5 protein-coding genes are annotated in these 5,160 nt (G+C 66.5%); all 5 read right to left on the bottom strand.

Annotated elements, in window-relative coordinates; genetic code table 11:
- The coding region (gene rfbB, locus ACRDUX_RS38735; protein WP_526422496.1) for a dTDP-glucose 4,6-dehydratase at window positions 1–924 on the bottom strand (924 nt) is incomplete at its 3' end.
- A 26-nt stretch (window positions 925–950) separates the two neighbouring features.
- Window positions 951–1,808, bottom strand: coding sequence for an LLM class F420-dependent oxidoreductase (locus ACRDUX_RS38730; RefSeq protein WP_526422494.1), 858 nt, complete (start codon window positions 1,806–1,808; stop codon window positions 951–953).
- A gap of 30 nt (window positions 1,809–1,838) precedes the next feature.
- Complete coding sequence (locus tag ACRDUX_RS38725) at window positions 1,839–2,684, bottom strand: LLM class F420-dependent oxidoreductase (RefSeq protein WP_526422492.1); 846 nt, start codon at window positions 2,682–2,684, stop codon at window positions 1,839–1,841.
- Between the two features lie 58 nt (window positions 2,685–2,742).
- Window positions 2,743–4,212, bottom strand: a complete 1,470-nt coding sequence (locus ACRDUX_RS38720) for an ATP-binding protein (protein WP_526422490.1) — start codon at window positions 4,210–4,212, stop codon at window positions 2,743–2,745.
- 15 nt (window positions 4,213–4,227) lie between these two features.
- Window positions 4,228–5,160, bottom strand: a 933-nt coding sequence (locus tag ACRDUX_RS38715; protein ID WP_526422489.1) for an NAD(P)/FAD-dependent oxidoreductase, incomplete at its 5' end; no start/stop codon positions are given.

Raw genomic sequence — 5,160 nt, 5'->3', positions numbered from 1 at the left:
GTACCAGTCGATGGTCTCGGCGAGACCCGACTCGAAGTCGGTGTGCCGTGGGGTCCACCCGAGCTCGTCGCGCAGCGCTCCCGGGTCGATCGCATACCTGAGGTCATGGCCCGCGCGGTCCGTCACGTGGTCGAAGTCCTCCGGTTCTCGGCCCATCAGGCGCAGCAGCGTCCGCATCACCGAGAGGTTGTCGCGCTCGCCGTCGGCCCCGATCAGGTACGTCCGACCCAGCTCGCCGTCGGACAGGATCCGCCATACGGCGTCGTTGTGGTCGGCGACGTGGATCCAGTCGCGGACGTTGGCTCCGGCGCCGTACAGCTTGGGGCGCCTGCCCGTCAGCACGTTGGTGATCTGGCGCGGGATGAACTTCTCGATGTGCTGGTACGGCCCGTAGTTGTTGGAGCAGTTGGAGATCGTCGCGCGTACGCCGTAGGACCGGACCCAGGAGCGCACCAGCAGGTCGGAGGCGGCCTTCGTCGCCGAGTAAGGGCTCGACGGGTTGTATGCCGTGGCCTCGGTGAATCGTTGCGGGTCCTCGAGCGGCAGGTCGCCGTAGACCTCGTCGGTCGAGACGTGGTGCAGCCGGACGGCGTTCCGCCGTACCGCTTCCAGCACGGTGAACGTTCCGATCACGTTGGTGCGCAGGAACGGTTCCGGGTCCGCGAGTGCGTTGTCCACGTGCGTCTCGGCGGCGAAGTGCACGACGGCGTCGGCTTCGGCGACGAGCTTGTCAACCAGTTCGCGGTCGCTGATGTCGCCGTGCACCAGGCGGACCTCGTCTGCCACCGGTGCGAGCGACTCGCGACTACCGGCGTAGGTCAGGGCGTCGAGCACCGTCACGTCGACCTCCGGATGCTCGCGCACCGCGGAATGTACGAAGTTGGCGCCGATGAAACCGGCGCCGCCAGTGACCAGCAAATGCATGGTGACAAACCCTAGCGGGTGCCGGGCTAGGTGGCGGTCGCGAGCCCCAGTGGACCGGCCAACTCCGCGAGTGTCGGAATCAACTTGTCCTCGCCACCGAGTACCTGGATGGCGACGTGGTCGGCTCCTGCGGCGAGGTGCTCGTTGAGTCGAGCTGCGATGGCCTCGGGCGTCCCGTGGGCCACCACGGCGTCGATGAGCTTGTCGCTGCCCGGCTTGGCGAGGTCTGCGTCGGTGAAGCCGAGCCGCTTCCAGCTGTTCAGGTAGTTGCTCAGGTCGAGATAGAACTCGACCGTCTTGCGGCCGATCTCGCGCGCCTGCGCCGCATCCCTGGTCAGCACGACCTTGTGTTCGGGGGCGAGGTAGACGCTGGGGCCGATCAGGTCGTGCGCCTGTGCCGTGTGTTCGGGCGTCGTCAGATAGGGGTGCGCGCCCGCACTGCGCTTGGCCGCGAGCTGGAGCACCTTGGGGCCGAGCGCCGCGAGCACGCGGCGGCTGGTCGGAACGTTGGCGGCGTCGAGCGCATCCAGGTACTCGACGAGCACGTCGTACGGTTTGCGGTACTCGTCGGTGTGCTCGGGATGCCCGATGCCGATGCCGAGCAGGAACCGGCCGGGATGAGCCTTCTCGATCCGGTGATAGGACTCGGCGACCTGATCGGCCGGCGCCGTCCACACGTTGACGATGCCGGTGGCCACTTGGAGGGTGTCCGTCGCTTCGAGGATGGGCTCGGCGAAGGCCAGATCACCGGCGGGGGACCCGCCGACCCATACGGCGCCGTAACCCAGTTTCTCGATCTCGTTCGCCTGCTCGGGTGTCACCGCCCCGAAGGTCCAGACGCCGAAGCGCCCTAGATTCGGCTTGAGGTCGACTGCGTCAGTCATGCACGGAATTCCCTTCGAGTGGAGTTCGGCTCACTGCAGGCCGAGTGGCCCGGCCAGCTCGGCTAGCGCGGGTACCAGCTTGTCACTACTCGTCAACACCTGAACCGGAACGTGGTCGGCGCCCGCGGCGAGATGCTCCTTGAGCCGGGTGGCGACGGCGTCGACGGTGCCATGGGCGACGAAGGCGTCGACGAGCGCGTCGCTGCCAGGCTTGGCGATGTCGGAGTCGGTGAACCCGAGCCGCTTCCAGTTGTTCGTGTAGTTCGCCAGGTTGAGGTAGATCTCGAGGGCCTTGCGTCCCACGGCCCTGGCCTGCGCGGCGTCGGTGGTCAGGACCGCCTTGTGCTCCGGAGCCAGCAGCGCGTCGGGCCCGATCAGCTCGCGGGCCTGCGCGGTGTGCTCCGGCGTCGTCAGATACGGGTGCGCACCGGCGCTGCGGCGGGCGGACAGCTTGAGCACCTGCGGTCCGAGAGCGGCGACCACGCGGCGATCCTTCGGGACGCCGTACTCGTCGAGCTTGTCCAGATATTCGGTGAGCGCGTCATACGGCTTCTTGTACTCGGTGTGCGCTTCGGGGTGGCCGACGCCGATGCCGAGCAGGAACCGGTTCGGGTAGGCCTTGTCGATGCGGTGGAAGGACTCGGCGGTGGGACCCGCCTCGGCAGTCCAGATGTTGACGATGCCGGTCGCCAGCTGCAGCGTGTTCGTCGCTCCGAGAATGGGATCCACCCAGTCGAGCTCGGCGGCCGGTGAACCGCCGGCCCAGATGGCGCCGTAGCCAAGGGCCTCGATCTCGTGAAGCTGTTCGGGGGTCAGTTGTTGCCACAGGGCGTGGTGACCGAAAACGCCGAACTTGCCGAGGTTTGGTTTCGTCATGTTCGGATCAACCCGTCGCGTCGTCGTGGCTATTCCGTCGTAATCGGGCTGATTCGAACTATTCCGCGAAGTCGGCGGGCGCTTCCTCGGGCTTCGGGGCGACCAGCGGCAGGATGATGATGAACCGGGTGTCACCGGGCGTCGATTCGACCCGGATGTTGCCGTGGTGCTTCTGGGCGACGATGCGCCACGCCAGGTCGAGTCCAAGGCCGGTGCCCTCACCGAAGGCCTTGGTGGTGAAGAACGGCGTGAAGATCCGGTCGGCGATGTCCTTGGGGATGCCGGGACCGTCGTCGCAGATCTCCACCTTGATGGCATCCTCGCCGACGGCCGAGGTGCGGAGGGTCAACGTTCCGTGACCGTCCATCGCCTGGATCGCGTTGTCGATGACGTTGGTCCATACCTGGTTGAGATCGCCTGGGTAGCACTGGATTTCGGGAAGCGTCTTGTCCAGTTCCTTGACCAGTTTGACCGACTTGTCCTTGCCGAGCTTCTCGCCGAACATCATGATGGTGCTGCGCAGGAGCTCGTGGACGTTCGCGCTCTGATACGGCGCGCGGTCCATCTGCGAGTACTGCTTGGCGCCGGCCAGCAGCGCCGAGATCCGGCTACTTGCCTCGGCGATCTGGTTCATCATCAGCTCGGTGTCGATGGTGTACCTCAGCCAGCCGATCGCACCCTGCAGCGAGGCCGTGGCGTCGACCTCGTCGACCGATGCCGAAATACGCTCAAGCCAGTCGGTGTCGAGGCCGGCTTCGACGAACGTCGGCGCGTAGTCCCAGGCGGCCACGATCCCGTGGTCCTCGAGCCAGTCGCCGATCGTGTCCTCGCGGTCGGACGCCTCGAGCGCGGTGAGCTCAAGGGCCTTCGACTTGGCGACCTGCTCGGCGACCTCCTCCTGGATGGTGACCAGAACGCGTAGGCCCTCGGGGCTGAACTTGCCGTCGGCGAGCATCGCCAACTTGTGGCGCATCCCGGCGATCTTCTCCCGCAGATCGGACACCGCGCGGGCGGCGGCTGCGGCGGGGTTGTTGAGCTGATGGGTCAGGCCCGCCGACAACTGGCCGAGGGCGAGAAGCTTCTCGCGCTGGTCGATGATCTGCCGCTGCCGCAGCCCGCCGACCTTGAGGCCCTCGAGCAGATGGACCGCCATCGGGAGCTCGGTCTTGACGAAGTTGCCGAACGCCTCGGCGTCGAGCACGAAGAACTTCGAGGGCTTCGTCACCCGAACCGAGGACTCGTAGACCTGGGGGACGCCGTCGACGTAGGCGCTCCATGCGCCGCAGTAGACCCCGCGCTGCGACGTCCGGTTGGTTTCGATGTCGGCGCCGCCAGAGCGCTTCGACATGGCCAATTCGCCCTCGATGAGGACGTAGAAGCAGGTCGCGGCCTCACCTTCGATACAGAGCGGCCCTGGCTCGAAGCGGGCGAGGTGGCCGTGCACGCAGAGCGATTCGAGTTGCCGGTCCGTCAGCTTCTCGAACAGGAACAGCGTGCGGAGTTCATCGGGCAGACACGTTTCACCCATGACGGGTCCTTCTTTCTAGGCCTCGGCCAGGTAGCGGTGCACCAGCATTACGGCCATCGACCCTTCGCCGACGGCAGCCGCCACCCGCTTCGCGGATTCTGATCGCACATCCCCTGCAACAAACACACCGGGCACACTTGTTTCCAGATGATGCGGCGGACGTTCCCGATTCCAGCCGCAGACGTCCTTGAGATCCGGCCCGGCGAGCACGAACCCACGATCGTCGAGGGCCAGCACGCCGTCGAGCCAGTCCGTTCGCGGGGTCGCCCCGATGTAGCAGCACATCCTCCCGCAGGTCACCGTCGTCCGCTCGCCCGACTGCCTGTCCAGCAGCACCAGCCCCGAGAGGTGGTCGTCTTCGCCGATCGTGTCGATGACCTCGGTACAGGTCCTGACGTGAATCCTGTCGTTGTTGTCGATCTGCTCGATCAGGTAGTGCGACATCGACGCCTCCAGCGAGGGGCCGCGCACCAACAGCGTCACCGACTTGGCGGTCTTGGACATGAACATCGCCGCCTGACCCGCCGAGTTCGCGCCGCCGACGATGTAGACGTCCTCGTCGCGGCACTCCTCGGCGTCGGACACCGACGCGCCGTAGTAGACGCCGCGGCCGACGTAGTTGCAGCCGTCGGGATCCTCTGGGTCACTCCAGCACCCGACGACCTTCAGCTCCTGGTATTCGACGCCGGTCGCGAGGATCACCGACCGCGCGCCAATGCTGCTGCCGTCCTCGAACTCGATGGTCGGAGCGGTCTCGCCGACGTGCAGTTTCACCACGTCACGGGTGGTGATCACCTCGGCGCCGAACCGTTCCGCCTGCCTGCGGGCGGAGTTGGTCAGGGTGGCGCCCGAGACGCCATTCTCGAACCCCAGGTAGTTCTCGATCCGCGAACTGCGGCCGGCCTGCCCGCCCGTGGTGGTGCGTTCGATGAGCACGGTCTCGAGCCC

Origin of the sequence: Mycobacterium sp. (genome assembly GCF_050701675.1) — a bacterium.
In the GTDB taxonomy this organism is placed as follows: domain Bacteria; phylum Actinomycetota; class Actinomycetes; order Mycobacteriales; family Mycobacteriaceae; genus Mycobacterium.
Note: the sequence above shows the minus strand (reverse complement) of the source record. Positions and strands in the feature narration are given on the sequence as shown.

What these genes read in the sequence shown, in the direction of transcription:
- ACRDUX_RS38730 (WP_526422494.1), bottom strand. Translation starts at nt 1,808, where the DNA reads ATGACTGACGCAGTCGACCTCAAGCCGAATCTAGGGCGCTTCGGCGTC.
- ACRDUX_RS38725 (WP_526422492.1), bottom strand. Translation starts at nt 2,684, where the DNA reads ATGACGAAACCAAACCTCGGCAAGTTCGGCGTTTTCGGTCACCACGCC.
- ACRDUX_RS38720 (WP_526422490.1), bottom strand. Translation starts at nt 4,212, where the DNA reads ATGGGTGAAACGTGTCTGCCCGATGAACTCCGCACGCTGTTCCTGTTC.